This is a genomic window from Bacillus sp. FJAT-25509, assembly GCF_001420605.1.
Taxonomy (GTDB): Bacteria; Bacillota; Bacilli; order Bacillales; family Bacillaceae_G; genus Gottfriedia.
In genome coordinates this window covers 48,498-74,877 of record NZ_LJIZ01000019.1, presented here as the reverse complement: position 1 = coordinate 74,877, position 26,380 = coordinate 48,498, and the positions used below count along the sequence as shown (strand labels likewise).

The following is a 26,380-nucleotide window of genomic DNA, read 5'->3' as shown; positions in this document are numbered from 1 at the left end:
TATTTTTATTTTTTATAAATGATTGATTATCCCTGAATAACACTTTTTCGTTGGAAATAGTCACAGATAAATTTGACGATTAAATTCGTGAAAAAGATTAATAGAGATAATACAAATATTTCATCGTATTTTTGGAAATGCTGAAGTTCTTTAATTTTGCTTGCAACCAATGAAGTTTCAGCAGTTATTAAGAAAATGATCCCACTTACCGTTACCATTGAATTGATAAAATAGTAACTAATCATTTCAAAAACTGTTGATTTAGAGTTTGGTAAAACAACTCTGTAAATTGTTTTAAACCATGAATCCCCCATTAATTCTCCAGTAGTCTCCCAACCAGGATTCATTTTTGATAATGAGTTTTTCGCTAATAGATATGGTGTAGTAAAGAAATGAACAATATTGCAAAGAATGATAATTGCAAATGTTCCTTTTAAACTACTATTATTGAAAAATAGTAAATACGATAAACCTAAAACCATTCCTGGAACAGTATTTGTTAGCATCGAAATTAAATCAATAACTAACTTAGATTTACTTTTTATAGCTGTTCGCACATTTAATAGTGCCGAACTATATGCAACAAGAGTTCCTAGTATTGCTGTTACAACTGAAACATATAGCGAGTTTTTATAAACTCCAATTAAATCACTAGATTGAAAAGCATCTACGAAATGTTGTATCGTAAAAGTTAATTTAAATGGATAACTAATAAAAAATGGAATGATGAACATTACTGCAAATACTGACAGGATTCCAACTAAAATGATTGTAGAAATGATCCCGAAACAAATATCTCGTACTTTGTTGGAAAGCATTTCAACGTTTGTAAACTTGTCGTAATGAAAATTGAATTTTTCAAGATAGTTTAGTAATAAAACGCCAAATACAGCTGGAACTAGCATTAATACTGCAATAACTGCACCATTATTAAAATTAGGAATTGATCCAAGCATAACTTGATATAACTGCGTAGCTACAACGTAATATGTACCACCTACTGAAGCTGGAATACCGTAATCTGTAAAGCTTAAAATAAAGGAAAGAACAAAAGCTCCACCAAGCGTTCCAAGTAATGGGCGAATAATTGTATTTTTGAAGCTTCTAAATGGACCGTCACCCATCAATTCAGAAACAACCATAAATTTCTTATCAATATATTTAAAAGAATTATTAATTAATAGGAATGCCGCTGGTAATGTATAAATGACGTATCCAATTAGCAATCCATTAAACCCATAAATTTCAAATAGGTTTTTTCCTAGTAGTTTTGTTATTAAACCTTGTTGACCAAACGAATAAATGATCGCAAATCCATAAGTGATCGTTGGAAGCAACATTGGTATGAGAATAACGATTTTCATAAATCCTTTTAAAGGTTGAATCATTTTCGTACAGTTAATTGAATATGCCAGAATAAAGGCTAAGACTGTACTAATACAAGCTGTAATTGTAGAAACCTTTATACTATTTCCAATTGCTTGTATTAACGTTTTGTCTGACAAGATTGTTAAATAGTTATTTATCCCAAAACCATGATCCGTTTCGAACGAGCGATAAAATAATATGATTAATGGTAGTAATAGAAATGAGACAAATAATAGTAATATTGCTAAATAAATAACTCGCATTTCCGGTTTAACTTTATGCATATTTCTCACCAAATAAGTTGTAAATATTATGTCTCTTAATTTGAAGCTGCTTTAATATAAACTCTTCAACAAATTGATTACTTGGTTGGTTTATGATTTCACTTGGCGTTCCAAATTGTGAAATTTCACCTTCATTGATAATTAAAATTTTATCTGATAAAGTTAAAGCTTCTTCTGGATCATGTGTAACGATAATCGTAGTTAATTTAAATTCTCTTGCGATCGATTTAATTCGCTCTTTAATTGATTCTTTTATGACACCATCTAGTGCACTTAACGGTTCATCTAATAATAAAATTTTTGGCTTCGTTACTAACGTTCTAGCAAGTGCAACTCTTTGTTTCTGCCCTCCAGATAGCTCTCCTATTTTCTTATTTAAATGGGGTTTTAATTCTAAGAAGTCAATATATTCCTTTAATTCTTGATCCGATACAAGACCTTTCTTATTTCTTAATCCATAAACAATGTTTTCATATGAATTCAAGTTAGGAAAAAGTGCATAATCTTGGAAAACAATATTGAATCCTCTATTTTTCATTGGTGTTTTTGTAATATCTACATCATTGAATATTATTTGACCTTGATCCATTTGCGTTAGACCGAGAATTAAATTTAATAAAGTAGTTTTACCACTTCCACTTGGTCCTAATAATGAGACGATTTCTCCAGTTTTAATTTCAAGATTTATATCTGTTAATACGACTTTTTTATCAAACTGTTTGCTAATATTTTGTAGTTTCAGCAAGCCGTGTTCCCCCCCTTAAGTACAACCTTAGTATAAAATTCATATGTAAATTCAATTAGCATTTTAAGTAAATAATATGTAAATTATCAGTAACTTTTGCATAACTTATGCACATTTTTACATTTAATTAACCAAACATTTGCATTACTACTATTGATAATCTGCATTCGTTTCATTAAACTGAAAGCAAGTCTTAATAAATACTGAATGGGTGAGGTTATGTTTCCACTTGAAAGACAAAATAAAATAATCGATTTATTAAAAACAAATAATGTTTTAAAAATAACTGAGCTAACTGAAGCTCTAAATATATCTACTGATACTTTACGAAGAGATTTAAATCTACTTGAAAAACAAGGTAAAATAGAGAAAATATATGGTGGTGCGAAAATAGCTGAGTCGAAGTTTTTTGAATCATCAATGGAAGAAAGAATGGTAAGTCACTTAGAGGAAAAAGAAAAGATTGCAAAGAAATGCACTGAACATATTGAAGATGGAGATTGTATCTATTTAGATAGCGGCTCTACTACACTCCAAATTGCAAAATATATTAAAGATAAAAAGAATTTAACAGTCGTTACGAATTCGATCCCAATCATCAATGAGCTAATGAATAGCTCAATTGAATTGATCATAATCGGTGGTAAAATTAGACGAAATGAACAATCGGTTGTTACGTACGATTACTTATTTAATTTTAATGAATTAAATATTCTAAAGACGTTTATATGTGCGAGTGGAATTACAATTGAAAAAGGAATTTCCGATTATAATTTAGAAGAGGCTATTACAAGGAAGAAAATAATTGAGTTATCCAACCTTAATTATGTAGCAGCTGACAGCACAAAATTTGGGAAGAACGTCACTGTTCATATAGCACCGCTTGAAAAAATTGATTATATCATTACGGATTCTCATATAAATAAAAGTTTTATTTCTAAATTTAATAAGACAAATACAAATCTGGTAATTGCAGAATAAATAAAAGCAGGAAGGTTCTCAGTTTTAAGAGAACCCTCCTACTTTCATTTATACGATAAGTAGTGTTGAAAACCAAACCCGCTAATTCCAAATGACTAACACCGCTAAGATACCCACAGTTACATATATTAACAACCTTCAGATCTTAATACTGTTCAAATAAAAAAGGGCCTCCATCTGTCAGCCTCTGTGACTAATGGAACCCCCATATTCTACCTTTTTCAACATACTCTCTTAGAATCTTTTTCAAAAAATCTAGTTTCATATTGTCCAGCTACGATGTAATTTTCATTTTCATTGCAGATTCTCCAGCCATGACCTTTTACGTAATCGCATGGAACAATTAATTGATTTTCTAAGTATACCCTTGAAACGGTGCTATAGCCTGAATCATTTTGACTGGAGGTTGTGTACACGATTCCATTATGCGCACTAATATCTAAATAACTTCCATTGCTTTTTGTACTGTAGCATTGATTCCAACGACAATTTTCTTTGTATAGACTTTTGATCGGTAAGTATTCTACAACTCCATCTCTTCCCCTACATGAACCACTGACTGTAACGAATAGTCCATTATTTACTAGCATCGATGAAATCATTTTATCAGACTCCGCTTTCACTCTTATGAATTTATATGTGCGTAAGTCTAACATCCAAATTCCACCATCAGTTGGATGAATTTTTGTACCAATAAATAACATACTGCCATGTAAGCATAAAGAGCGTATGGATGGTGGTTTACTTACTTTAAATGGAGAAATGATTTTCCAAGTTTCACCAAAGTTTGTTGATATGTAAATTACTTTATCTCCATGTGCTACGACCAGTCCGTTCGAATTACAACATACACTCCATATACTTGCTTTTGTAGGAAACTGCTTGATGATCCAGTCTTTACCTTCATTTAGACTCTTAATAAACAGCCCGTTATCTCCAACACCATATACAATTCGTCCTACACTTTTCAGATCACGAATTTGATTTTTTATTAATGGAAAGTTGTAAGTCCTGTTTCCATCATAATCGATGATCATTCCATTATTTACAGTAGCTATAATCGTACTACCATTTTCAGTTCTTGTTACTGCTGTAGAACTGAACATGTTATTCATACAGTTCCCTCAAATTGATCTTCAAACTGGCTAATATAGTTAATTGCAAATGTAACACAACGATCAATGTCTTCTTCCGTTTCCGGTGCTAATTCTACTTTTAATCCTTCCTCTATTATTTCAGCACCACATTCTTTTAATCTCTCTTCTAATAGATCTACTGCAGCGCAAAACTTAGGATAAGCATGATCGCCCGATCCAAATACAGCAGCTTTTTTACCAGTTAAATTTAAGGTTTCAATGTCATCGTAAAAATCTTCAACTTCATATGGAAGCTCTCCGTCTCCCCACGTATAAGCCCCTAGTATGATTCCATCAAATTCTAATAATTTCTGGGTATTGATATTTTCAATTTCTTTCATCTCTATATCATGGCCCATTGTATCTATACTTGATTTAATTAACTCAGCTATTTCCTCTGTGTTACCTGACATACTTGCAAAAGCGATTAAAATTTTAGCCATTCTGCTCTCTCCTCTTCCATGCGTTTTATTTATGACCATTATTTAAACAGCATCTTTATTTGTGAAGAATTTGTTCTTTAATTCTTTTAAACTACGTAATTCATTTGCAATTGTAAGAAATGACTCTCGATCATTCACATCAAGTGCTTCGTTAATTTTAAAATTCAAATGATTTATTTTAAGATCTATATCCCAGATGGAACAAAGTACACCACTTTCGTATAAGCTTTGTATGTCTTCAACATGCAAGTAAAATTCAAAATCATTGTTGTTATCAACTAAATAATGCCATCCTAAGCAATCAACATATTTTCTCTCACTAGTCATCGTCCATAAATCGCCCTCACTAAATTCAATTACGTGTTGATGCTTTTGACCTGGACAACAACATGTTACTTGCTGATGAAATGACTCTAAAATAATGAAATGTTTATCCATCAACTGCCTCCTTAATGGCTCTTTCATACCCATCCTGATTATTTATTTTTAATAAGAGAATCAATCATTGTTTGATATTGATAATCATTTTCAATTGTAATTTTATATGATAATGATTATCAGTGTCAATTATATTTTTAATTCTTTTTCTTTATGACTGATTTATAAATCTGTATTTACAAGAGAAAACGAGCGTATCCAAAATGATTTTAAGGGCAAATGCTTCCCTTTCCGGTATTTTTTTAGTGACATAAAATCTTCATCCCCAACAAAAAAAGAGCCTTGCCTAATTGGCAAGACTCATAGTTATTAAACAGCATACTAAAAAACGCGCGTCGCAGCACTCTTATACATATGAGAATAAGAACGGAATTTTTAAAATGCAACCATATACTGTCTCAATTACTTTACTAAATTGACATAATGGCTTCAATAAAACACTTTATCTTCGCTGATTCGAACCCCTTACATAAAGGATAATAATCGCAAAAATAATCATTCCACAAACAATAAAAGGCATTAAGCCTGAACTGTAAACCATATATACTCGAATATGACGTATTGCATTTATAACTATAAAAAGCACCATACATAACCATAAAATAACAATAAGAGCCGCATTCTTATTTCTTCGCATAAACATCAGCCCCTTTCAATAAAGCAACTACAAAAAATACTGTTTGTTTTATTATATAGTCGAATTAACGAATCAATGACCATACGTTTATGAGTATATGTAAAAGTTTAAAAAAATTAAAAGGATAGCTAGGTTATTATAACTAGAGCTATCCTATGGCTTCCATTATTGATAAATCGAAAAATCTATAATATCTGCATATGGCACATCATTTTTAATCTTATTTTCTAAATCAATAAGTGTATATTTTTGCCACTCTTCTAATCGATTCATATCCCATATGTGGACAAATAAATGGTGCAAAAATATTTCTCTCAATTTAAGAAAAATCGGGATTTGTTTTACTATGTCATTATGAAGAAAGTTTTCTAGTTTATATCCTTTAAAGAAGTTCACCATAAATGTCTCAATAAACTGATCACTTATTTTATTAAAAGAGTTCTGTTGCCAATACGCATGATAAAAAGCTGTAGCAATATCCTGTGCGAACCAATTAAATGCACAATCATCAAAATCAATCGAAAAGAGAGTATTACCGACTAAAATTATATTCCCTTGATGAAAATCATTATGAATCATTCCAAATGTATCGGATGTCACACTAAATTCTGAGAGCTTTTCCATGTGTTTATCATAAATCCCTTTCATATTAGGAACTAACTGATCTCTAATGCCAAAAACATCAATACGATTCGGTGACCAGATAGGACGATGAACTTCACTTAATTTATACTTCTTGGCTAAAGAATGTATCTTCCCCAATTTTTTACCCCATTGTTCAAACAGGTGTTTATTCCAATGGTTAGGGTTTGTCACATCAATTTGTTCGCCATCAATATACTCAAAATAAGTTATGACTCTTCCATCTTCTTCTCTTAAATTACGATCCGCTCTTGGGACATTTACTCCTTGCATATGTAAAAAATTTATAAAATCAATTTCCTGTAACACCATTTCTTTTGTTTTTCCTAATTTAGACTGCCTAACCACCCTATTATAGTCTTTATCATAAAATACATCATTTTGAAGCCCTCCGCCTAACCGAACTTGATTACTTTGCTTCCTTTTCATTAAAAGTCCCTACTATCTTATAAAATTTTATACAATCCCATTTTTGTGTTCAGAACAAAAATATATTAAGATATTTTTAAGTGTTTAATCTTTTCTATATAAAATATTCTACTATTCAATTTAAGGAGTTTTCAAAATATGAGTATGCCATTTGAATTTAATTGGTTAATTGTAACGAACGATCACGCCGTTAGACACGAAAACAATCTATTCACGCTAGAGCAAAACGGATACCATTTATATCCCATTGACACACCAATCAACGTCACCCGAAAGAGTGATGAAAAACCTTTTGGAGTAGCTGTTATTGAGAAAATCGAATGGAGAAATAACAATACATATATGCTTTATGAACTAAAAGCAATTGATACAGTTAATTAAAAAGAAACCACTACTTATATTAGAACCTAAAACGACTGTCAAAAATACAGTCCTTTTTTTAGTAAAAATAAAAAAAATTTGAATTAACAGCTAAGAAAAAGATTGTAGTTTGCGCAAATATGTACATTATTTTGTAGGTTCAAATAAACGGATAGCTTTAATTCGCTATCCGTTCATTTGAAACCTTATTAATAATCATTATTTAACTGTATAATCGTTTGATATGCTTGTTTTGCTAATGCATTATGTCCAAATTCGTTTGGATGTACTCCATCAGTGCCTTCAAAAAACTTTGATTTTAGATTCTGGTGATGTTGAAATGGAATTCGAAAATCAATAAGTTTAAATTGATTTACTTTTACCATTTGCTCGATTCGATTGGCTAGCTCTTGTGCCTTCAACACGAATGTTTCAAAACCAGAAATCGGTTCCCATACTTCTTCATGATTGATAAGATCTATGTGAATTGGTGGATGGATTGCTACAATAGGTTGAATTCCATTGTGAATTGCTTGCTTTACCATCGAATAAATATTTGAAAGTATATATTTTATTTCAACTTCCCACCACAAATCATTCCCACCTGCACAAATAATAACATGTGATGGATTGTTTAATACGACATCATGGTAAAATCGTGACAACATTCCAGTACTTGTATCACCTGAAATTCCTTTATTAATAATCTCGACTGATAATTCGTTTTGAAGGATAGTTGGCCATGCATCAACTTTTGATATTCCTAAACCCTCTGTAAGACTATCACCTATACATACAATTTTCATCTTTCTCACCATTGTTCTTTTATAGCTTTTTGACCTACTCTTGGTCTTATTTTTACTAAGTAAACAATTCCACTAACTCCAAACATAAAGATGATATTAATCGTAAATGCAATAAATCCTGAATCAAAATCTTTTAAAAATTGAGGTGCATGTGGGAATAATGTCCCAAATGTTGTATTTTTTATTGTTACGTATGCAACTGTAGTAAGGCCAGATAGTATCCCTGCTACTGCTCCAATTTTTGTAACCGGATTACGTTTTAAAAACGTAACAATTAATGCAGGGAACAATTGTAAGACAAAACTATATGCCATCAATAAAAGAGAAAGCATTGTCTTACCACCATAGAACGTAAAGACTAATGCTATTAAAGCTATGATCGGAACTAAGATTCTTGTAAGTCCCGCTAATTTCGCTTCACTTGTATCAGGTTTTATTACTTTATAAATATTTTTAGAAAGTAATGTTGAAGCCGTTAATAATAACAACGAACTAGGAACTAACGCTGCAAGTAGACCAGCTGAACCAATTACACCAATAAACCAAGGTGGAAGTGTCGCTTTAGCAATTTCGAATAAAACTAAATCAGTTCGTCCTCCTGGAATATGTGGCATTTGTAAAAGTGCAGTAAAGCCAATAAAAAGAATAAAAACCATCAGAATTTGATAAAGAGGTATTAGTGCTGCATTTTTACGTAATGTTTTTGAATCTTTTGATGATAAACTCGCACCGAAAACATGTGGCCACATATATTGACCGAGCGCAATAATTAAACAAACTGACACATACCAAGAAATACTATAGCCAGCCTTAGGTAGTAATAGGAAACCAGGCTTAGCAGCATCTAACGTTCTAAACATCGGTTCTACACCACCATAATAATGGAAAGGTAAATAGATCCCTAAAAACAAAATCGTTATGAGCATCAAAATATCTTTTAATATAGCAGTGAATGCTGAACCATGAATTCCTGAGATATAAACAAAGATTGTCACAACAATTACACCAATCCATACTGCTAAATTTGGAGAAATAGCTCCGTATGAAGCTTCAGATACAATAATTTTTATACCATTTAGTTGAAGTACCATATATGGAATAATGGAAACTACTCCAACTATTGCAACGATCAGTCCTAAAGATTTACTATTATATTTTTTAACAAAGAAATCTGGTTGAGTTAATAAATTATGTTTTTTCGCATAACGCCAAATATGAGGTAAAATCCAAAATGGAATAATATAAGTAACAGCACAGAAAATATAGATTACTGGTCCCCCCATTGAATAGGAGGCACTACTAGCACCTAGGAATATAAAAGTTGTAAACATTTCACCAGCCATTAGGACAAACATAATAATACTACCAAAATTTCGATCTCCCACTACCCATGATTCCAATTTCATTTCTCTTCCTCTTTGGGCACGTATACCTAAAAAAAGTGCTAACAGAAACGTAATTCCAATTAATAGAATGCTCATTGATTTTCCTCCTGCTTCTCTAAAATTGCATTACTAATAAAAAGGCAGACAGATGTAATGACTAACCAACTCGCTGACCAAAATACAATAAACGGTAATCCTAATATGTAAGGCTCCACCCGATTCACAATAGTTAATGATCCTATGAAAGCAAAGATAGTTAAAAAAATTGCAAAATATTTCATTCTATTTCCCCCTTACCTCTCAATCGGTTGATTTTTTACAAAATTCTGTTAATAATTCGTAGACTTATGTTAAACTCGTTTTATAAAATAGTAAAATATTAGCCTCTTATTGTAAGCGCTTAAAAAGGAGCATACATTATGAACAGTTATTCTAATCTTTCAGAAATACTAGAATTCGATAAAGAAGTGTTGTTAAACATTTTAAATTATTCTTCTGATGAAATTTATATTTTAAACCGAAATCTTGAAATCATTTATGTTAATAAAATGTGTGAACAACATTATGGTCTACGTCAAAACGAAATTATAGGAAAACATAATGATATTTTTTTGGAAAAAGGGTATTGGACCCCATCCATCATTCCAATTGTTTTAGAGAAAAATAATACCGTCACAATTAACCAAACCACACATACTGGTAAGGAATTAGTCACAACTGCCATTCCAATATTCAATCCGATTAATAAAAAATTGGATTTCATTTTCATTACATCTCGTGAAAAAAACTATATATCTATTATTCATAATAACATTCATGAAATGGTTGATTCGAGAGAACAATTTAATTCAAATGGATTTTTAACAATTGATGATGAAATGACAAATATCATTGATTTTTGTAAAAAGGTTGCTCCCGTTGATACAAATATTTTAATTCAAGGTGAATCTGGAACTGGAAAAGGTGTGCTAGCGAAATATATTCATGATTTAAGTAATCGGAAAAACGGTCCTTTTCTTGCCATTAATTGTGCAGCAATCCCTGAAGACCTATTGGAATCTGAGCTATTCGGTTATGCTACTGGTGCATTTACTGGAGCCTTAAAGAATGGAAAAATCGGCTTACTCGAAACGGCAAATGAAGGAACAATTTTTTTAGACGAAATCGGTGAAATTTCCTTAAAATTTCAAGCGAAACTACTCCAAGTATTACAAGATCGTAGCTTTTTTTCAGTAGGAGGCAGAGAATTAAAAAAAGCAGACGTTCGTATAATAACGGCAACGAACCGTAATCTTTTGGAAATGGTAAAATCAAAACAGTTTAGAGAAGATTTATTTTACCGATTAAATGTAATTGATATTCAAATTCCGCCACTTAGAAACAGAAAAAAAGATATTTCCTTATTAGCTAATCATTTCTTAACTGAGTTCAATCATAAATACAAAGTTAACCGGTCGTTTTCATCAAATGTAAAAAATACTTTTGAAGCCTTTCAATGGCCAGGTAATATTAGGCAACTTGAAAATATTATTGAAAGACTCGTTATTACTAGCGAATCTGTCATCCGATTATCTGACTTGCCATCACAATTAATTCCTGATGATTGTAAAATCACAATCCATGAAGAAAATTCATTAGAAAATATTTTAGAAGAAACTGAGAAAAAAATGATTATCGAATCTTACAAGATTCATAAAAGCTCTCGTAAAGTTGCAAAGGATCTTGGTTTAAGTCAAACAAAAGCGAACAAATTAATCCAAAAGTATTGTAAGGTCTAGTAGACTTTGAAAGATTAAATTAAAAGGGAGATACTTCTGTAGTATTTCCCTTTTTATTATTGGAAGCCAATACGACTAATTAATTTTTTTGAGTCTGTAAAACATTCAGTTTTGAAGCTACCAATTCGACGATATAACTCCCTACTTCTGATGTTGACGATGATCCACCTAAATCAGGCGTTAAGAATTTTTTTTCAATTAATAATTCCTCAATTGCAGTAAGAATTACCTTACCATACTGTTCATACCCTAAATAATCAAGCAATTGGCTAGCTGACCAAATTGCTGCGAGTGGATTAGAAATCTGTTTTCCTGATATATCTGGTGCTGAACCATGAATCGGTTCAAACATTGAAGGATATTCTCTCTCGGGATTTATGTTTGCTCCAGCTGCAAGACCCAAACCTCCTGCGATGGCTGCACCTAAATCTGTTAAAATATCACCAAATAAATTAGAAGTCACTACTACTTCAAACCGTTTCGGGTCTTTAATCATAAGCATAGCAGCTGCATCAACAAGATAAGAGTATGTTTTTACTGAAGGATATTCTTTGCTCACTTCTTCAAATATTTGATCCCAAAATACCATAGAATAGTTTAAAGCATTACCTTTACTAATACTTGTTAATGTTTTTCCTTGTTTAAGGGCTACTTCAAATGCATAACGTATAATGCGCTCAGTACCTTTGCGTGAGAAAACACTATTTTGTAAAACTACTTCATGTTCTTTTCCTTTATATAGCCAATCACCTGCTCCTGCATATTCGCCTTCTGTATTCTCTCGGATAAATAACATATTAATGTCTTCGGTTACCATATTACTTAGAGGACACGGTGCTCCTTTTAATAGGGTTACAGGACGTATATTTACGTATTGATCAAAGCTTTTACGAATTTTTAATAACAAGTCCCACAATGAGACATGATCAGGTACACCAGGAAATCCGACAGCTCCTAAATAAATTGCTTCAAACTCTTTTAATCTTTCAATTCCATCATCATCCATCATTTTTCCGAATTGAGCATAGTATTCACATCCCCAAGGAAAAGATGTAAATTCGAATTTAAATGAATCATCGAAACTAGCAATTTTATTTAATACTTTCACACCTTCATTAATCACTTCTGGACCTATTCCATCCCCTGGAATAACTGCTATTTTATGAATTTTCATATCAGATTTCCCACCTTATTAACATCAGTTTTGATTCCAGACAATTAGCTTCAATTCCGTCATTTCTTCTACTGCAAACTTTATCCCTTCTCTTCCAGTACCACTTTCCTTTACACCACCATATGGCATATTATCAACCCGAAATGTTGGAATATCGTTAATGATGACCGCACCTACATGAAGTTCATTTGAAGCAAGTAATGCATTCGATACACTATCCGTATAAATCCCAGCCTGTAATCCATAGCGTGAATCGTTTACATGAGAGATAGCTTCCTGAATTGATTTCACTTTGTTAACCGTTACAATTGGAGCGAAAACTTCCTGACATGAAACTTTTAAACTAGAAGTACCATCAGCAATTATTGTAGGCTCTAATATATTCCCTTGTGTTTTACCACCTGTAAGTATATTTGCATTGCTTTGTTTTGCATCATTAATCCAACCTAACGCCCGATCTAATTCATCAGGTGAAATTAATGATGAAAGATAGGTTTCATGGTCGAATGGATTACCTAGTTTTAGTTTTTTAGTTGCTTCTACGAATTTGTTCGTAAACTCTTCGTAAATCTCTTCATGAACAAAAATTCTCTGTAAAGAAATACATACTTGTCCTTGATTTGAAAAGGCTCCCATTACACATCGATCAATAATTTTATCAACGTTGGTATTTTTATCAATAATAACTGCGGCGTTTGATCCAAGTTCAAGCGTTGTTTTTTTTAACTTCGCTTTATTTCTAATGTTAATCCCAACACTTGTACTACCTGTAAATGTAACCATGTTTACACGTGCATCTTCAACAATCGTGTCACCAACTGTACGTCCTGGTCCCGTTACAACATTTAATACACCGTCTGGTAAACCAGCTTGTTTGAATAACTTAGCTATAAATAGTGCCGAAAGTGGCGTTTGAGATGCCGGTTTTAAAACGACGGTATTACCAGATGCAATAGCTGGACCAACTTTATGAGCTACTAGATTCATAGGAAAATTAAACGGAGTAATCGCTCCAATTACACCAATCGGATTTCTTACTGTATATCCTACTCTTCCTATACCACCAGAAGCAGCATCGAATGGAATTGTTTCTCCATGAATTCGTTTTGCTTCCTCCGCGGCAAATTTATATGTTTCTATTGTTCTTGTTACTTCTCCCATTGAAAACATTATTGGTTTAGCTGTTTCCTTTGTAATTATTTCAGCAGCTTCATTAAAATTTTCTTTTAATAACTGAACGACATTTTCAAGAATTTGTGCTCTCTCAAACGCTGGTATTCTAGCAAACTCATCTTTTGACAGATAGGCTACTTCGATTGCCTTTTTCGTTTGTTCTTCTGTAGCAACAGCAATCTCTGAAATTACTTCTCTTGAAAATGGAGAATACAAATTAGAATACTCTGTTGTTTGTACTTCTTCACCATTAATGAATAAATATTGTTTCATTGGACCTACTTTGTTGATCATCATTCTTCCTCCAGTGCTTTTAGGACAGTCTCATGGAACTGAACAATTGCTTGCTCTGAAGAAGAATAGAAGCCTTTATTAAATGCTCGTGAGCGGAATCCTACTTGTTCAAGTTCAACCAATTCAACATCTTCATTACGTACTACTTCAGCAAATTCAACTAAGTCTTTTTCTTCCTGTGTTAAATTTTCATCTCTAAAGTAGTATGTGTAAACTCCAAGTGTTGTCTCATGATCGATTGGAATCATTTGGATTGTGGCAATATTTCCTGGGCCTGGATAAATCGTCATCATTAAATTCGGCCATAACCAATAGAATGTACCACCTTGCATTTCTACTTCATTAAAATCTAATGAACCCATTTTCTTATTTGCTTTCACAACAGATCCTTGAACAGAATAATTCTGACATGTAATAATTTGATAGTCTTTCATATCTAAAGTAGCCACAAAGCTTGGATGAGCTACATGACAGTGATCACATTCTAAATAATTATCAATAAATGCTTTCCAGTTTGCTTTAATAATTCTAGATCTACTGCTCGTTCTTTTTAATTCACTTAAAAAAGTAAACTTGCTTAGCTTTTCAAAAAAATCTCCATAAGTCTCAATTAATGATGTAGCATCGTCATCTAAATTAACGAAAATAAACGCCTCAGCAATTTCCATCCTTACAGCTCGTAAACAAGCATTTGATACACAAGCCAAATCTTCTCCTTTAAAATTAGGAGCTTTATTTAATTTACCATCTAAATGAAAAGTCCATCCGTGGTAACCACATTGTAGAATTTTTTTATTTCCACTTTCATTCTTCTCTAGCTTAGTTGCTCGATGTGGACAAACATTATAAAAAGCTTGAATAACCCCATTCTTGTCACGTGTTACAATAATCGGTTCACCTGCTACTTCTGCTGTAAAGAAATCTCCTATATTTTCTAGCTGGCTAACATGTCCAACTAACTGCCAAGACTTTGAAAAGATCTTTTCTTGCTCTTGCTCTAAAACCTTTGGATCAGTGTATAAATCATAAGTTAGCGTTCTCTCGAAATTTTCAGTCGTTGCATTTTGTACTTTGTTAAAAGTCATTTGTTTTAACCCCTCTCATTTCCCTATTTTCTACCCCTGTATCTTTTATATTGCAATATCCATGCCAAAATTTAAAAATACCTATAAATCAACATTTAATGATTCAAAACGACTCGAGCTAATAAAATAATCGAATTGAAAACAACTCGAATGAGTTGTTTCCAATTCGATTATTTGAGTTTTTTCACTCACTCATCGAACGATTATGAGTAAGACTATTTAAAAATAAGCATCTGTTGTCGTTAATAGTTGATTTTCGGGCAAAAGAAAACCACCTTTTATAAAGGTATTAATAGAGCCAAAAATAAAAAACTCGTTATTTTTTACGAGTTTTTCAGCTTATCTTATTGGGTTTAAAGACTTCGAATAGATAATTGGAGCATTATTTTTACTAACCATCTCAATAATACCAATTTCCTGTATTTTCCCTACAATCGTATCATTTCGATATAAACAATAATTATATGCTTCAACCAGTTTATCCGGTGACAATCTATTAGCTAAGGTACAATGTGGGATCCACTTTCCAGGTAGATAAATAGACTTTGGATTATCATGAAATTGTTTAAACTGAATATGAAAGTTCTCATGAAACTCAATCAAATTTTTAGTAACATTTGGTGAAAAATACAATATGCCAGTATTTAAAAAAGAACCAATTGAATTAAAACTAATATCTATTTCTGGCTTATTTTCATAAAAATCATCTAATTGTTCAATAAACCTTAGCTTATCTAAACGATGATAACTGGCTAAAGTAATATGAGGTTTACGATCTACTACTTCATCAGCATAGAAAGAAATCGATTTTTCTCTTAACTCTGTCCAAATATCCTTAATAATTTGTTCGGTTTCTGCATCAAATAACGCTACAACTCCGTACATCATCTCTTCCTTCTTTCTAAACTTATACTAGATCCATATGCAGAATAAAGAGCTCACCTTTTCTCCCCATTACTCTATTTCCTTTATCAATAAATCCGCTTTTTAAATAAACATGCTGTGCAGCAATATTTTTATGATTCACACCCAAAATAATTTCATCTCGCTTGGGGAAATTCGCTTTTACAAAAGAAGGCAATAAATTCAAAGATTGTTTCGCAATCCCTTTTCCTTGAAAATTTGAATCAACAGAATAAGCCCTTAATAGAATTGCATTTTTATTATCACTATATTGTCTAACTCCATCCCAACCATGCAAAACAAAAAATCCTGCAACATCATTATTACTCAAAATTAAAATCGCATGACGATCAGCCTCTAATATACACTTTTCTATATTATCTATAGGAAGACCAGTAAATTTTAGATGCTCATCAGCTAGAAAATAGTTTTTTAATTGATCATCATATTTGTCATTATAAAATTGTAAAGAAATAGTATTTGTCGGTAATAAAGAATTAGGCATGAAAATATCCTCCAATAAAAATATAATTATAAGAATAGTACAACAATTACAATCGTATTTCTACAGTGTTTTTTTAACTAAATTATTACAATTCTTAATCAACTATATTGAATTGATGGAGGGATAAATAATAATATGTACTCATTTAATAAACAAAAAACCACCTCTCTAGTGGTTTTTCCTCGATAGTTTTCTTTAAAACTTATATTTGCTCAAATGGTTCTGGATACCTTTGCTGAAAATATGATAATAAATCGCTTTTCTTAAGAAGGAGATTTAAACAAATTTGCTGGCTTATCGCAGATTTAAATACAAGTTTATTGCAAAACTGACACTTTTCCTTTTCAATAAATGCATGTTTAATAGACAAAGGGAAAATCGTCTTTTGTTTTCCAGCTAATAATATGTAACCTTGATGATTAACGGAAAAGCTTATTTTATAACCGTCGTACCCTCCAAGCTTACTAATTACCACGTTTTGAATATCTAAGTCTTGAATCACCATGTGAAATAGCACCTCCGTTTTCAACAAAATATATGACGAAATGCTATTTTTATGACTCATTATCGTTAAATATTTTCATAAAAAAATAAAAACTACCCAAAAAGTAGTTTTTTATCACGATTTCTTTATTAATTTATTATTTTACTTTGGTCGACGATTGTCAAAAGCCATTTTATAGCTAATTAAAATTGCTCAGAATAATGTTCTTGGAAATAAGCTAATAATTCATTTCTTCTATTAAATAATGTTGGACAAACTTGTTGACTAATATTTGATGGAAAAACTAGTTTATTGCAAAGCTGACATGTTCCTTTTTCATTAAAAGTGTGAATTAAAGACAAAGGAAATAATATCTTTGTTTTACCGACTAAAAGTGCAAACTGCTGTTGATCAATCGAAAATTTAATTTTATAGCCTTTATAATCCGTATGTTTTGCAATTTGTATGTTTTGAATATCAAGTTCAAGCTTTGTCACTTTGACTAGCACCTCCGATTAAAGGGTAGGATTAATATTTTAATAGACTTTTTTACGCTTGTATTTCCTGACAACTTGTATAATCTATATTATTAGTTTACTTAACAAAACTTTCATAAAGCAATAATCTTATCTTTATTTACGGAAATAAAAAAATCTATTACGTTTTTTTCAAGTTGCTGAATAGTGAAAATATCACGTTATTTCTTTGTTTTTTTTTAGTAAATTTTGAACTAAATTTACTTTTTCGGAAAAATTTAACACTAAATAAGTGAAGACATCTATGTACTTATGTTAGAATTTAAACTAAATGTGATCTCACATTCTAAATAATTTAATTACCAAATTCATGTAATCTAAGATTTGCCCTTACTATCAAAAGAGGTAAGGGATTTTTCTTTGTTATTTCTGTTATTGGTTAGAGGGAAGGTAAGTAATGAAATCAAAATCAGCAAGTACCTTAATTAAGTTAAATTTGAAAGGAGAAAGAAATAAAAAACGAGCATTAAACTCAATGGCATTAGTTGGCCTTGCATCAACATTAACAATTCAAATTCCATATAATACTACTGCAGCTGCAGCCTCTATTGATTCCAAAACTCTGCAATCTAGTACACTTTATTCAAATAATAATATTAGTACATATAAATCAATCGGTAATGGTGTCCATGTAAGATCTGGAGCTGGTACCTCTTATCAGATTTTAGGTAGTGTTAATAAAAACCAAAAACTTGATGTAATTTCATCGTCTAATGGTTGGTATAAAATAAAATTTAATGGGTCAACTGGATATATTAGTGCTTCTTATGTTGGAAAAGTTACCGAATCGAATATTAGTAATAATAATCAAGTGGTTACTTCGGGGAACTACATTTCTACTGGTAACGGTGTCCGCATAAGATCAGGCGCTGGAACTTCTTATCAGATTTTAGGTAGTGTTAATAAAAATCAAAGATTAGATGTAATCTCAGTTTCTAATGGTTGGTATAAGGTGAAATTTAATGGGGTAATAGGGTATATTAGCGCATCCTATGTTGGAAAAGTTACCGAATCGAATAATAGTAATAATAATCAAGTGGTCAGTTATGGAAACTATATTTCTACTATTAATGGTTTACGCGTAAGATCTGGGGCTGGAACTTCTTATCAGATTTTAGGTAGTGTTAATAAAAATCAAAAACTAGATGTCATCTCACTTTCTAATGGTTGGTATAAGATAAAATTTAATGGGGTTATAGGGTATGTTGGTGCATCTTATGTTGGAAAAGAGACTGATTCAAATAAGACAGATTCAAACAAGGTAGATTCAAGTCAGACAGATTCAAATAAAGTTGATTCTAATAACTCTCAATCATTTGATGTGCAAACTTTAATCACCTTATCTAAAAAGTATTCAGGTGTACCTTATATTTGGGGTGGGGAAACTCCATCAGGTTTTGACTGTAGTGGATTTATTTCCTATGTATTCAAAGAATCTGGATTGTCACTTCCTAGAACAAATGTTGCAGGATATTGGTATAATAGTTCAAATTTAAAAACTGTAGATGACTTTCAACCTGGAGATTTAATCTTTTTCGAAAACACTTATACTTATGGACCGTCCCACATGGGTATCGTGATTAATAATAATGAGTTTATCCATGCAAGTAGTAGTTCAGGAGTAACTATTTCTAAAATAAACAATTCATATTGGAACCAACATTTTTTAGGATTTAAAAGATTTAAATAAGTTTTCAACATCTTACTTGAAAAAAGAACTTGTCAATTTTTCTATTTAAAAGAAGATGTTTGAGGTTGATTTCCACTACAGGATGCTCGCTTTCCATGGGGCGAGATTCTTTAGCCTCCTCGGCAAGCCTGCGGGGTCTCAGCCTTCCCGCTTATCCCATAGGAGTCGAGCAACCTTCCGTTCCAATCAACTTCTTTATCAAAAAAAGTAAACCATTCATAAATAAATTAAGTGCAATATATTTCAATTATTTCAACACGTAAAAAAACACCTATCAAGGTGTTTTTTTCTTCATTGATTAAACGAAATAATCTCTTTTAATTCAGACCAACACGTAATACGTGGGATGTCCATCCCTCTATTATATGAAGTGTCTTTCACATATGCTTTTAAAGTTAATTCTGAGAGTGTATTCAATATTTCTGGTTTGTCATCAAAATAATAATCTAAGCCTAATTCTTTTATAATATGAATTTTTTCAGAATCTTTCATTCCACAATAAAATCGATCTTGATGAACTGGAAATCCATTTTTTAATAACCATTCTTTTGTGCGTTCACCATATTCTTTATTTCTAGCAGTCACATAATAAATTTCGTGTCCCTGCTTTTCTAATTCTTGTAATGTTTCAACTGCATATGGAAATGGAGGACAAGTCGTAAAGTATGTCTCTTCTAGATTACTCTTCCACATTTTGCTTCCTTCTTCTGCCGTTAAGCCAAAAGGTTCATGAATTTCAACAGTTTTCAATTCATTGTAAGCTTCTATAGGGATATTTTTATTTAATTTTTTATTATAAATGTGAAAAGCATGCTGTCTTAAATCAATTAAAGTATCGTCAATATCGAAACCGAATTTCATTCTAAAAGTCCTTCCTCATGAAGTAATATATTTCGGATAGCCTATGAATTTATAATCAGGACCAATTTTCGTTAATTCAATCTCTTCAAGTTCAATCGCTTGTCCCATTTTATCAAACCCAGTACCTTCTAAAAATGTAGGTGCATTTTTTCCACCTATTAATTTAGGAGCTAAATAGACAATCACTTTATCAACTAAATTTTGATTCATAAAGGAAGCATTCACTTCTCCACCACCTTCTACTAATAAAGAAGAGATTGAATGTTTTCCTAGAATTTTTAGCATTTCGTTTAAATCAACCTGACTTGGATCGCTCGTTACAAATACTTTTACACCTAAGTTTTCTAATTCACTTCTTTTTTGTTCAGAGTGTTTTTGACTTGTGAATATCCATGTATCTGCTTGTTGATCAGTTACAACTTTTGATTCTAAAGGAATCTTTAAAGTTGAATCTAGTATGACTCTAACTGGATTACGCCCGTTTGGAATTCTAGTTGTTAATTCTGGATTATCTTTTAATACTGTATTTACGCCAACTAATATCGCACCAATTTCATTTCTTAATTGATGAACATCATTTCGAGCTTCTGCTGAAGTGATCCATTTACTATCAGAAGAATGGGTAGCAATTTTCCCGTCCAATGTAGACGCTGATTTCATTACGACAAAAGGAATGTTTTTAACAATATATTTGTTAAATACTTCATTCATTTTGATCGATTGCTCTTCACAAACTCCGATGATTACTTCAATTCCCGCATCTTGAAGAATTTTTACTCCTCTTCCTGCAACTAGCGGATTTGGATCAAGTGTAGCAATAACAACTTTTTTCAAGCCTGCACGTACAACCGCCTCTGCACAAGGACCAGTTCGTCCATGATGAGAGCATGGCTCAAGAGTTACATAAATTGTTCCACCTTCAGCTTTATCTCCTGCCATTCTAAGTGCATTAATTTCAGCATGAGGTTCACCAGCTTTTAAGTGAGCACCAATTCCAACAATCCGATTATCATTTACGATTACAGACCCTACTAGTGGGTTTGGATCGGTTTGACCTTTCGTAGCCATGGCATTTTGAATAGCTAAATTCATATAAAATTCATGATTACTCAATTGTACGTCCTCCTTTAAAATGACCAGAACGAACAATTTTAGTCTCTAAATACTTCTCGTTATACTTTGATTTGTCTCCCCATAATTGAATTCTTCCAGATACATTAGCTCCAGAGTTTTGAAGAGCATCCAATTTTCTTGGGTTGTTTGTAATTAAAGTAACTGGTTTTGAACGAAGTGTTTTTAATACTCTAATAGCATCTTCATAGTTTCGTGCGTCATCTACGAAACCTAGCTCTTCATTTGCTTCAACAGTATCAAATCCTTGCTCTTGAAGTACATATGCCATTGCTTTACTGAATAATCCGATTCCTCTTCCTTCATGGTTTGCTAAATAAAATAATGCACCTGATTCATTTGAAGAAATCATTTTCATTGCTTCTTTTAATTGGAATCCACAGTCACAACGTTTACTTCCAAAAATATCACCCGTATGACAAATACTATGCATTCGAATTAGTGCGTCCTCTGAATTTTCAAAGTCACCATAAACTAATACACTTGATTGTTGCATTTCTGCTAAATTGGATGAAGCTAATTTACTAATAATTTTTTCAGTGTTATATGATCCATCGCTACAAAAATCTCCTTCGATATCCTCACAGCGTAGCCAACAATACCATTGAAAAATGACTGTTTCTCCATCTAAATTTACAGGCAGTTTAATTGGTCCAACTAAATAAATTGATTTATCGTTATTTTTTATGACATTAATTTTCTCTTTTAATAAAGAAACTACTTTTTCGTTGATCATGAGGCTTCCTCCTGTTTTCTAACACTATTTCTTAATGATAATATATTTTAATTTTTACTTGTCCATATTTAAACATTTAAGGCATTCTTTATATAGTCACATCAAAGTGATGTTTGAAGGTACTTTCCTGTGTTAGTTGTTGCTTTTGTAAGCTTTCAACTTCTCCTCGTCTAGCATATTCAAATTTCTTTAACACTATTGTACTAGTATCTTTGTTTTGAATAGCATCTTGAATGATTTCTGCTAAAATATCTGCATCTTTCATTGCAATATTTACACCAAGCGCTGCAGTAGGGCTCATTGTGTGTGCCGCGTCACCCATTATAATTAAGCCGTCTTTTACCCATGTTTTGCTACGGCTGCTTTGAACATTTAATAATACAAAATCATTCCAAGATTTTATATTTTCTTGAACTGTTTCAGTCAGTTCTGGAAATGCTTCGATTAGCTGATTTACAAAAGGATTGAAAGATTTACTTCTTAAGTTCGAAAAAGAACCTTCCTCTATGTTCCATCCAATTTGAATGAATCCTCCAGCTTGAGTAAACAAAGCCAATTGTTGTTTATTAATCAAAGTTAATCTAACTGTTGGATCCCAACTTGCTGGTCTTGGTACTTTAGCCCAAAGTAGGTCGTATCCATGTTTTATAATATCCGTGGGTATATTTGCTAATTTTCGGATCGTTGAAAATCGACCGTCAGCACCAATTATAATCGAGCTATTAATTGTTATTTCAGTACCATTCCTTACTGCTTTAACACCAATATAACGACCATCTTGATCTTCTATTAATTTAGACACTCGTGTGCCCATTAAAAGCTTAAAGTTTTCATATTTATTTGCTTCTTTTAAAATAACATTCAATAAATGATTTTGTGGAACATGAATACCAACGTGTTTTGAACCTTGTGATGGAAAAATACTTTTTATTATTTTATTATGATTCCAATATTCAACACGATCCATTAGCAGTAGTCCGTATTCTTTAACTTTTTCATAAAGATGATGCTTTTTTAATATTTGTTCACCTTCAGAATTTAGATGTTCTCCCCTAAATTCTTTATCAATTCCATTATGTCGTTCCACAAGAACTGTCGAAATATTATTTTTTGCAAGCAAATATGCTAATAGTGCACCACCTGGTCCCGCACCTACAATACATACATCTGTATTCATATTCATGTTGTTTTGCCACCTATTTATAGACATTTATTATTTTTCTAAAAAAATTATTTAGTTACTTTATGTAAGTAAGTTTAATTTAGTAATGAACTTACGTCAAGTAATAAATTTATGTATGGTAATCTTGTTATTAATTCAAATTTAGTTATAATATGGGTATAGGTGAGGTGGTTTTAAATGGATTTTTCTTTATTATGCCCTCGGTTTGAAAAAAGCGTAGAGTTAATTAGTAAACGATGGGCAATTCTTATAGTTTTTCAACTTCTTTCTGGATCACAACGATTTTGTACAATCGAATCAACTTTGCCAATTAGCGGGCGCGTCCTTTCAGAAAGATTAAAGGATTTAGAACAAGCTGGTATTGTAAAACGAGATGTATACCCAGAAACCCCAGTTCGGATCGAATATTCTTTGACAGAAAAAGGACTGGCTTTAGAACCAGTTATTAAGGAATTAATGAAATGGTCGCAAGATTGGACAACAATCGATTAAAAATGGTTTTTGTTTTTTGCTTCGCCTTTTAATTATTTTTTAGAATTCAATTGCAAATAAAAGGGATGTCTCATAAGTTAAATTTCTAACTAGTGGACATCCCTTTTTTATTTGGGCTCAGTTTTGATTTTTTTGAGCAAATGATTGATATATACTTATATAAATGCTGTATAAATTATATGTTTTCCTTTTGAGCAGAACCAATATATTGCGCTTTGGACGCTCCTAGACCAAATATAAAGAGTAGAATCGATGCACCAACTAATATTAAAAGTGGAATCGTCCAGCTATTGGTTGCATCATGTATAAACCCAAATAGGGTTGGGCCTACAGCCGCAAGCAAGTATCCAATCGATTGGGCCATACCAGATAACTCAGCAGCCTGTTGCGCATTCCTTGTACGTAAGCTAAAAAACATCATGGCTAGGCTAAATGCGAAGCCACCTCCTATGCCTAAAGCGATGATCCACAAGACGATTAAGTTTGAACTACCGTATAGTAACCCAAACATCCCAATTAAAAATAAAATTGCTGCAATAGTCACTAACGAACGTTGACTGGACATGCGCCCTGCGATGACTGGGACAATGAAGGTAAATGGGAGCAAAGCCAATAGCATAACAGAAAGCATCAAGCCAGACTGACTTGAATTCAATCCCTGTTGTTTAAGAATTTCTGGCAGCCAGGCGACAAGTACATAAAAGATCATGGACTGCAGTCCCATAAACAAGGTTACTTTCCACGCTAGTGCCGAACCCCACAAATTCTCATGACTGTTAGCCGTTTTATTATGAACAGTATCCCTTTTTGCGTTAAGATGTTTCAACTGTGGTAACCAAATTAAAATAGATATAAAGCTTAAAATCCCCCAAATTACCAATGCGCCTTTCCATCCAAATCCCACTACAAGTGCAATGGGAACACTCACACCAGAAGCTATCGCTCCAAATAAGTTCATAGAAATGGAATACACGCCCGTCATCAAGCCAATTCGTTCAGGAAATTCACGTTTAATCAGGCCAGGTAACAATACATTACCAACGGAGATAGCTAAACCAAGAATAGCCGTACCTATATATAAAGCAGCAACCCCTGATAGAGAACGTATAGCAATACCAACAGTCAAAAAGACAATGGAACCAAAAATAATTCGTTCCACCCCAAATTTTTGCCCTAATTTAGGTACAATAGGTGAAAAAAACGCAAAAGCTAATAATGGCAACGTGGTAATCATCCCTGCCAATGTATTTGAAATATCCATATCATTCTTAATAAGACCAACAATTGGTCCTACTGAGGTTAAAGGGGCCCTTAAGTTAGCAGCAATAAATACAATACCAACAATCAATATCCAAACTGTTGATTTGCCAACAGTTGAAATGGCCCCTTTATTCTCCTTTTTAATGACTTGATCCATTGAATTCATCCTATTCCCTCCTAGCTTTAAAAAAATTCATGTATTGTAGTTTGTTCAATATGTTTTACTGTAAAGACGAGTTTCGATTTATCCATGAAGAGAGAAATTAAATTGCTAAAGGAATACCTAATCTGTTCAGTTGATTGAGGTATACCTTAGGTTAAGCTATAGAAATTCAAATTCTATATTTTAATATAATATGGAGAACAGCGACATCGTTGGTATGATTGGCATATGAATGAGTGCCATTTGTAGAAAAACTAATCGAATCATATTGATTTAGTGTAAATGTTTCATTATTGACTGTAATTGTAAGGGTTCCAGCCATAACAGTCACGATTTCAGTTGAATTCTGATGATGTTTTTCTGGATGGTAGGTGCTATTCGGCTGTATATAAGCACGATACATTTCCATATTATTATTTACGTTTTGGAAAATCGGCTCAATTGCCCAGTTATTTTCGTCCCCAACAATTTTTAGTCCCTCACCGGCTCTAGATAGATTCACATTATTTTCAGATGAGAATAAAGCCATGAGTGGTATGGATAAGCTATTTGAAATTTTCCATAACATTCCTATTGTTGGATTGGTTTCTCCGCGTTCAATATTTCCTAACGTAAGCTTACTCACACCCGATAATTCTGATAGGTTTTCAAGACTTAAACGCCTTTCTTTACGTAGTTTTTTTAGTACTGTTCCTACTTGTAAAACAACTTGTCTTTGATCATCAGCTTCTAAACTCATTTTGAGCCACCCTTCGCAATATCATGGGAAAATATAAAGTAAAAATAATTATTAATGTTTTACATATTATAGTGGATAAAATAATAATAAATAAACCATTTTGTAAATTATATTATACCAAAATGTTAATTAAGTCTAATAAAACATACTTTATTACAACACTTTTCTTACTATTATTGAAAAATAACGAAATTGATTTGACCTCTTTTTTAGAGAAAACGCACAAAAACCACAAGGAAGTAAAAATTCCTTGTGGTTTTTCCTCGGCACCCTAATTATTGATTGCCTAACTCATTCTTAATCACGTCAATTGACTTACCTGTATATTTCTTCACTGGTTTTGGTGCATTATCTACAGCAGGGTTTTGCATTAAGAAGTTCTTTTCTACATATGCAAAGTCTTTCGCATCAACTGTACCATCAAAGTTGATATCATCTGAGCGTTTGTTTGTTCCCCAATATGTTTCAATTGCTAGAGCATCATTAATATCGATTACATTGTCTTTATTGATATCTCCCCCCTTTCATTAGATAAAAAC

General features: G+C 32.1%; 28 protein-coding genes and 1 pseudogene. 5 read left to right on the top strand and 24 right to left on the bottom strand.

Annotated features, from left to right (window positions below; all coding sequences use genetic code 11):
* Window positions 1-26 precede the first annotated feature (26 nt).
* Together AN960_RS12295 and AN960_RS12290 are read right to left on the bottom strand one after the other, a co-directional pair.
* A complete protein-coding gene (locus AN960_RS12295) occupies window positions 27-1,652 on the bottom strand; it encodes an ABC transporter permease subunit (protein WP_056471713.1) in 1,626 nt (541 codons plus the stop codon).
* Window positions 1,645-2,397 (bottom strand): ABC transporter ATP-binding protein, encoded by a 753-nt coding sequence (locus tag AN960_RS12290; RefSeq protein ID WP_056471709.1) that lies wholly within the window; start codon window positions 2,395-2,397, stop codon window positions 1,645-1,647. The genes AN960_RS12295 and AN960_RS12290 overlap by 8 nt, the downstream gene beginning before the upstream one ends.
* Before the next feature lie 219 nt (window positions 2,398-2,616).
* Here AN960_RS12290 and AN960_RS12285 point away from each other — a divergent pair, with 219 nt between their 5' ends.
* Window positions 2,617-3,378 (top strand): DeoR/GlpR family DNA-binding transcription regulator, encoded by a 762-nt coding sequence (locus AN960_RS12285; protein WP_056471706.1) that lies wholly within the window; start codon window positions 2,617-2,619, stop codon window positions 3,376-3,378.
* A gap of 221 nt (window positions 3,379-3,599) precedes the next feature.
* Here the strand turns inward: AN960_RS12285 and AN960_RS12280 are convergent, their stop codons facing one another.
* The 5 genes from AN960_RS12280 to AN960_RS12260 all read right to left on the bottom strand — a co-directional run bounded on the left by AN960_RS12280 (window position 3,600) and on the right by AN960_RS12260 (window position 7,103).
* Window positions 3,600-4,493: a WD40/YVTN/BNR-like repeat-containing protein gene (locus AN960_RS12280; protein ID WP_056471702.1), complete on the bottom strand. Its 894-nt coding sequence runs from the start codon at window positions 4,491-4,493 to the stop codon at window positions 3,600-3,602.
* A complete protein-coding gene (locus AN960_RS12275; RefSeq protein ID WP_056471699.1) occupies window positions 4,490-4,957 on the bottom strand; it encodes a flavodoxin in 468 nt (155 codons plus the stop codon). The genes AN960_RS12280 and AN960_RS12275 overlap by 4 nt, the downstream gene beginning before the upstream one ends.
* A gap of 42 nt (window positions 4,958-4,999) precedes the next feature.
* Entirely contained in the window at window positions 5,000-5,395 is a 396-nt protein-coding gene (locus AN960_RS12270; protein ID WP_056471695.1) for a hypothetical protein, read from the bottom strand.
* 442 nt (window positions 5,396-5,837) lie between these two features.
* Entirely contained in the window at window positions 5,838-6,032 is a 195-nt protein-coding gene (locus AN960_RS12265) for a hypothetical protein (RefSeq protein WP_056471692.1), read from the bottom strand.
* A gap of 165 nt (window positions 6,033-6,197) precedes the next feature.
* Window positions 6,198-7,103: a phosphotransferase enzyme family protein gene (locus tag AN960_RS12260; RefSeq protein ID WP_056471690.1), complete on the bottom strand. Its 906-nt coding sequence runs from the start codon at window positions 7,101-7,103 to the stop codon at window positions 6,198-6,200.
* 138 nt (window positions 7,104-7,241) lie between these two features.
* Here AN960_RS12260 and AN960_RS12255 point away from each other — a divergent pair, with 138 nt between their 5' ends.
* Window positions 7,242-7,484 (top strand): DUF2584 family protein, encoded by a 243-nt coding sequence (locus AN960_RS12255; RefSeq protein ID WP_056471688.1) that lies wholly within the window; start codon window positions 7,242-7,244, stop codon window positions 7,482-7,484.
* A gap of 188 nt (window positions 7,485-7,672) precedes the next feature.
* Here AN960_RS12255 and AN960_RS12250 read toward each other — a convergent pair whose 3' ends face one another.
* Genes AN960_RS12250 through AN960_RS12240 form a run of 3 tightly spaced genes read right to left on the bottom strand, consistent with a single transcriptional unit; the run spans window position 7,673 to window position 9,935 of the window.
* Window positions 7,673-8,269, bottom strand: a complete 597-nt coding sequence (locus AN960_RS12250; protein ID WP_056471685.1) for a GDSL-type esterase/lipase family protein — start codon at window positions 8,267-8,269, stop codon at window positions 7,673-7,675.
* A gap of 5 nt (window positions 8,270-8,274) precedes the next feature.
* A complete protein-coding gene (locus AN960_RS12245; protein WP_056471683.1) occupies window positions 8,275-9,750 on the bottom strand; it encodes a sodium:solute symporter family protein in 1,476 nt (491 codons plus the stop codon).
* On the bottom strand, window positions 9,747-9,935 hold the full coding sequence (locus AN960_RS12240; RefSeq protein WP_056471680.1) for a DUF3311 domain-containing protein: 189 nt from the start codon (window positions 9,933-9,935) through the stop codon (window positions 9,747-9,749). Before AN960_RS12240 ends, AN960_RS12245 begins: the two co-directional genes overlap by 4 nt.
* Window positions 9,936-10,073: 138 nt before the next feature.
* Here AN960_RS12240 and AN960_RS12235 point away from each other — a divergent pair, with 138 nt between their 5' ends.
* Window positions 10,074-11,432: a sigma-54 interaction domain-containing protein gene (locus tag AN960_RS12235; RefSeq protein WP_056471677.1), complete on the top strand. Its 1,359-nt coding sequence runs from the start codon at window positions 10,074-10,076 to the stop codon at window positions 11,430-11,432.
* A 79-nt stretch (window positions 11,433-11,511) separates the two neighbouring features.
* Here AN960_RS12235 and AN960_RS12230 read toward each other — a convergent pair whose 3' ends face one another.
* From AN960_RS12230 to AN960_RS12200, 7 genes are all read right to left on the bottom strand, one after another.
* Complete coding sequence (locus AN960_RS12230; protein ID WP_056471674.1) at window positions 11,512-12,606, bottom strand: tartrate dehydrogenase; 1,095 nt, start codon at window positions 12,604-12,606, stop codon at window positions 11,512-11,514.
* A gap of 24 nt (window positions 12,607-12,630) precedes the next feature.
* Window positions 12,631-14,073 carry an aldehyde dehydrogenase family protein gene (locus AN960_RS12225; RefSeq protein WP_056471671.1) on the bottom strand — a complete coding sequence of 481 codons (1,443 nt, stop codon included), beginning with the start codon at window positions 14,071-14,073 and terminating at the stop codon, window positions 12,631-12,633.
* Window positions 14,073-15,158 (bottom strand): aromatic ring-hydroxylating oxygenase subunit alpha, encoded by a 1,086-nt coding sequence (locus AN960_RS12220; protein WP_056471668.1) that lies wholly within the window; start codon window positions 15,156-15,158, stop codon window positions 14,073-14,075. The genes AN960_RS12225 and AN960_RS12220 overlap by 1 nt, the downstream gene beginning before the upstream one ends.
* Window positions 15,159-15,497: 339 nt before the next feature.
* Entirely contained in the window at window positions 15,498-16,043 is a 546-nt protein-coding gene (locus AN960_RS12215; protein ID WP_056471665.1) for a 2'-5' RNA ligase family protein, read from the bottom strand.
* Window positions 16,044-16,065: 22 nt separating this feature from the next.
* A complete protein-coding gene (locus AN960_RS12210) occupies window positions 16,066-16,566 on the bottom strand; it encodes a GNAT family N-acetyltransferase (RefSeq protein WP_056471663.1) in 501 nt (166 codons plus the stop codon).
* Between the two features lie 202 nt (window positions 16,567-16,768).
* Window positions 16,769-17,071 (bottom strand): hypothetical protein, encoded by a 303-nt coding sequence (locus AN960_RS12205; RefSeq protein ID WP_056471657.1) that lies wholly within the window; start codon window positions 17,069-17,071, stop codon window positions 16,769-16,771.
* Between the two features lie 182 nt (window positions 17,072-17,253).
* Entirely contained in the window at window positions 17,254-17,547 is a 294-nt protein-coding gene (locus AN960_RS12200; RefSeq protein ID WP_056471652.1) for a hypothetical protein, read from the bottom strand.
* Window positions 17,548-17,983: 436 nt separating this feature from the next.
* Between AN960_RS12200 and AN960_RS12195 the strand changes: the two genes are divergently transcribed.
* Entirely contained in the window at window positions 17,984-19,276 is a 1,293-nt protein-coding gene (locus AN960_RS12195; RefSeq protein WP_056471649.1) for a C40 family peptidase, read from the top strand.
* A 291-nt stretch (window positions 19,277-19,567) separates the two neighbouring features.
* Here the strand turns inward: AN960_RS12195 and AN960_RS12190 are convergent, their stop codons facing one another.
* The 4 genes from AN960_RS12190 to AN960_RS12175 all read right to left on the bottom strand — a co-directional run bounded on the left by AN960_RS12190 (window position 19,568) and on the right by AN960_RS12175 (window position 23,187).
* A complete protein-coding gene (locus AN960_RS12190; RefSeq protein ID WP_056471648.1) occupies window positions 19,568-20,137 on the bottom strand; it encodes a 5' nucleotidase, NT5C type in 570 nt (189 codons plus the stop codon).
* A 15-nt stretch (window positions 20,138-20,152) separates the two neighbouring features.
* Entirely contained in the window at window positions 20,153-21,250 is a 1,098-nt protein-coding gene (ribD, locus tag AN960_RS12185) for a bifunctional diaminohydroxyphosphoribosylaminopyrimidine deaminase/5-amino-6-(5-phosphoribosylamino)uracil reductase RibD (protein WP_156339676.1), read from the bottom strand.
* Complete coding sequence (locus AN960_RS12180) at window positions 21,243-22,004, bottom strand: GTP cyclohydrolase II (RefSeq protein ID WP_056471643.1); 762 nt, start codon at window positions 22,002-22,004, stop codon at window positions 21,243-21,245. Before AN960_RS12180 ends, ribD begins: the two co-directional genes overlap by 8 nt.
* A gap of 88 nt (window positions 22,005-22,092) precedes the next feature.
* Window positions 22,093-23,187, bottom strand: coding sequence for an FAD-dependent monooxygenase (locus AN960_RS12175; protein WP_056471640.1), 1,095 nt, complete (start codon window positions 23,185-23,187; stop codon window positions 22,093-22,095).
* 177 nt (window positions 23,188-23,364) lie between these two features.
* Between AN960_RS12175 and AN960_RS12170 the strand changes: the two genes are divergently transcribed.
* Entirely contained in the window at window positions 23,365-23,679 is a 315-nt protein-coding gene (locus tag AN960_RS12170; protein ID WP_056471635.1) for a winged helix-turn-helix transcriptional regulator, read from the top strand.
* Window positions 23,680-23,854: 175 nt separating this feature from the next.
* On the opposite strand, the gene AN960_RS12165 is transcribed toward AN960_RS12170, so the two are convergent.
* The 3 genes and pseudogenes from AN960_RS12165 to AN960_RS25350 form a co-directional block, all read right to left on the bottom strand.
* Window positions 23,855-25,105 (bottom strand): CynX/NimT family MFS transporter, encoded by a 1,251-nt coding sequence (locus AN960_RS12165; RefSeq protein ID WP_056471632.1) that lies wholly within the window; start codon window positions 25,103-25,105, stop codon window positions 23,855-23,857.
* 166 nt (window positions 25,106-25,271) lie between these two features.
* The gene (locus tag AN960_RS12160) at window positions 25,272-25,841 is read right to left on the bottom strand and encodes a helix-turn-helix domain-containing protein (protein WP_056471628.1); all 570 of its coding nucleotides are present in this window, start codon (window positions 25,839-25,841) and stop codon (window positions 25,272-25,274) included.
* A gap of 386 nt (window positions 25,842-26,227) precedes the next feature.
* A pseudogene (locus AN960_RS25350) lies at window positions 26,228-26,353 on the bottom strand (dockerin type I domain-containing protein); the annotation flags it as partial.
* Between the last annotated feature and the right edge of the window lie 27 nt (window positions 26,354-26,380).

What these genes read in the sequence shown, in the direction of transcription:
- AN960_RS12190 (WP_056471648.1), bottom strand. Translation starts at nt 20,137, where the DNA reads ATGAAATTCGGTTTCGATATTGACGATACTTTAATTGATTTAAGACAG.
- AN960_RS12215 (WP_056471665.1), bottom strand. Translation starts at nt 16,043, where the DNA reads ATGTACGGAGTTGTAGCGTTATTTGATGCAGAAACCGAACAAATTATT.
- AN960_RS12265 (WP_056471692.1), bottom strand. Translation starts at nt 6,032, where the DNA reads ATGCGAAGAAATAAGAATGCGGCTCTTATTGTTATTTTATGGTTATGT.
- AN960_RS12230 (WP_056471674.1), bottom strand. Translation starts at nt 12,606, where the DNA reads ATGAAAATTCATAAAATAGCAGTTATTCCAGGGGATGGAATAGGTCCA.
- AN960_RS12160 (WP_056471628.1), bottom strand. Translation starts at nt 25,841, where the DNA reads ATGAGTTTAGAAGCTGATGATCAAAGACAAGTTGTTTTACAAGTAGGA.
- AN960_RS12195 (WP_056471649.1), top strand. Translation starts at nt 17,984, where the DNA reads ATGAAATCAAAATCAGCAAGTACCTTAATTAAGTTAAATTTGAAAGGA.
- AN960_RS12245 (WP_056471683.1), bottom strand. Translation starts at nt 9,750, where the DNA reads ATGAGCATTCTATTAATTGGAATTACGTTTCTGTTAGCACTTTTTTTA.
- AN960_RS12175 (WP_056471640.1), bottom strand. Translation starts at nt 23,187, where the DNA reads ATGAATATGAATACAGATGTATGTATTGTAGGTGCGGGACCAGGTGGT.
- AN960_RS12180 (WP_056471643.1), bottom strand. Translation starts at nt 22,004, where the DNA reads ATGATCAACGAAAAAGTAGTTTCTTTATTAAAAGAGAAAATTAATGTC.
- AN960_RS12220 (WP_056471668.1), bottom strand. Translation starts at nt 15,158, where the DNA reads ATGACTTTTAACAAAGTACAAAATGCAACGACTGAAAATTTCGAGAGA.
- AN960_RS12165 (WP_056471632.1), bottom strand. Translation starts at nt 25,105, where the DNA reads ATGAATTCAATGGATCAAGTCATTAAAAAGGAGAATAAAGGGGCCATT.
- AN960_RS12235 (WP_056471677.1), top strand. Translation starts at nt 10,074, where the DNA reads ATGAACAGTTATTCTAATCTTTCAGAAATACTAGAATTCGATAAAGAA.
- AN960_RS12225 (WP_056471671.1), bottom strand. Translation starts at nt 14,073, where the DNA reads ATGATCAACAAAGTAGGTCCAATGAAACAATATTTATTCATTAATGGT.
- AN960_RS12260 (WP_056471690.1), bottom strand. Translation starts at nt 7,103, where the DNA reads ATGAAAAGGAAGCAAAGTAATCAAGTTCGGTTAGGCGGAGGGCTTCAA.
- AN960_RS12240 (WP_056471680.1), bottom strand. Translation starts at nt 9,935, where the DNA reads ATGAAATATTTTGCAATTTTTTTAACTATCTTTGCTTTCATAGGATCA.
- AN960_RS12285 (WP_056471706.1), top strand. Translation starts at nt 2,617, where the DNA reads ATGTTTCCACTTGAAAGACAAAATAAAATAATCGATTTATTAAAAACA.
- AN960_RS12255 (WP_056471688.1), top strand. Translation starts at nt 7,242, where the DNA reads ATGAGTATGCCATTTGAATTTAATTGGTTAATTGTAACGAACGATCAC.
- AN960_RS12275 (WP_056471699.1), bottom strand. Translation starts at nt 4,957, where the DNA reads ATGGCTAAAATTTTAATCGCTTTTGCAAGTATGTCAGGTAACACAGAG.
- AN960_RS12205 (WP_056471657.1), bottom strand. Translation starts at nt 17,071, where the DNA reads ATGGTGATTCAAGACTTAGATATTCAAAACGTGGTAATTAGTAAGCTT.
- AN960_RS12270 (WP_056471695.1), bottom strand. Translation starts at nt 5,395, where the DNA reads ATGGATAAACATTTCATTATTTTAGAGTCATTTCATCAGCAAGTAACA.
- AN960_RS12210 (WP_056471663.1), bottom strand. Translation starts at nt 16,566, where the DNA reads ATGCCTAATTCTTTATTACCGACAAATACTATTTCTTTACAATTTTAT.
- AN960_RS12280 (WP_056471702.1), bottom strand. Translation starts at nt 4,493, where the DNA reads ATGAATAACATGTTCAGTTCTACAGCAGTAACAAGAACTGAAAATGGT.
- AN960_RS12250 (WP_056471685.1), bottom strand. Translation starts at nt 8,269, where the DNA reads ATGAAAATTGTATGTATAGGTGATAGTCTTACAGAGGGTTTAGGAATA.
- AN960_RS12295 (WP_056471713.1), bottom strand. Translation starts at nt 1,652, where the DNA reads ATGCATAAAGTTAAACCGGAAATGCGAGTTATTTATTTAGCAATATTA.
- AN960_RS12170 (WP_056471635.1), top strand. Translation starts at nt 23,365, where the DNA reads ATGGATTTTTCTTTATTATGCCCTCGGTTTGAAAAAAGCGTAGAGTTA.